The following is a 1,506-nucleotide window of genomic DNA, read 5'->3' on the forward strand; positions in this document are numbered from 1 at the left end:
AAAGAAACTGTCTAATCTTGTAAGGTAAACTCTAATTCTCGTTTGTAATTGGAGTTTTTTTGTTTATCAAAAGAGGATAGGCTTGACGGCAAGCCTTTTGGTAGCTCTCCTTGAATGCCCCACTTTTCTTTAAAAAAGGAGTTTTTTATGTTGAAAAAATGGCAGTTAAAAGATGTTATCTTGCTTGCTTTCTTGTCTATCTTTTTTGGTGGCGTTTTTGTGGGTTCAGGCTATCTGTTTGATATCCTCACCCTAATCTTAGCCCCTCTTGGTTTGCAGGCCTTTGCCAATGAAATCCTCTTTGGTCTCTGGTGTATGGCTGCGCCCATTGCGGCCATCTTTGTTCCAAGAGTCGGAAGTGCAACGATTGGAGAAGTACTTGCTGCGCTTGCTGAAGTCCTTTATGGTAGCCAATTCGGTCTAGGCGCTCTTTTGTCTGGCTTGGTTCAAGGTTTGGGAAGTGAATTTGGCTTTCTGGTGACCAAGAATCGCTATGAAAGTTGGTTCTCTCTAACTGCCAATAGTATTGGGATTACGCTTTTTAGCTTTGTCTATGAATACATTAAATTAGGTTACTATGCCTTCTCCCTTCCTTTTGTCCTTTCCTTGCTTGTGGTTCGTTTTATTTCCGTCTTTTTCTTCTGTGCCATCTTGGTTCGTGCCATTGTCAAACTCTATCATCAGTTTGCAGCTGGAGGAAAGGCATAGATGGGCCTGGAATTAAGAGGGATTCAATCCCCAATATTTTCGGAACCGATTGATTTTACTTTTCATGGGCAAGCTTTTACCTTGTTAGTTGGGAGCAGTGGTTCAGGAAAATCCAGCCTCTTTCAAGTCATTGCTCAAGTTAGTTCTCTTCCCTATAGTGGTCAAGTCCTGATAGATGGGAGTGAGGTCAGTCAGCTTTCTATCGTCGAACGTGTCCAGACGGTTGGCATTCTCTTTCAAAATCCTAATCATCAATTTACCATGGAGAACTTGTTTGAGGAGCTGATTTTTACCTTGGAGAATATCGGCCATCCTGTTCAAGAAATTGATTCTAAAATAGCAGAGGTGGTCCGGCAATGTCGCTGCGAGGCAATCTTGCACCGTCCCATCCATCACTTATCAGGTGGGGAAAAGCAAAAGGCTGCTTTGGCTGTTCTCTTTGCTATGAATCCTAGAGTCTATCTCTTGGATGAGCCCTTCGCTTCAATTGATCGAAAGAGTAGGCTGGAGATATTGGAGATTCTAAAAGAGTTGGCTCTTGATGGGAAGACAGTCATCCTGTGTGACCATGATTTATCAGACTATGAAGCCTATATCGACCATATGGTGGAGCTAAGAGACGGCCAGTTAAGGGAGGTGTTTCAAATCCCTTGCTCTGAAATGACACAGGTTGCTTCAAAGGAAGTTGTTTCTAGTCCAGAACTATTCCATATGGACCGTGTGACTTGTGAGCTGGGTAATCGCCCCCTCTTTTCGATTGCTGATTTTACATTCTACCAAGGAATTTCCTGTATCTTG

The 1,506-nt window shown here is 42.8% G+C and carries 2 protein-coding genes; both read left to right on the forward strand.

Translation table 11 applies throughout. The annotated features are described in order from the left end of the window. Nucleotides 1-147: 147 nt before the first annotated feature. A complete protein-coding gene (locus SORDD27_RS01695; protein ID WP_061426985.1) occupies nucleotides 148-708 on the forward strand; it encodes an ECF transporter S component in 561 nt (186 codons plus the stop codon). Then, nucleotides 709-1,506 (forward strand): ABC transporter ATP-binding protein (locus SORDD27_RS01700; protein ID WP_155718881.1); only part of this gene is annotated, 798 nt, incomplete at its 3' end.

It is taken from the genome of Streptococcus oralis, from assembly GCF_001579025.1.
Lineage (GTDB): Bacteria > Bacillota > Bacilli > Lactobacillales > Streptococcaceae > Streptococcus > Streptococcus oralis_X.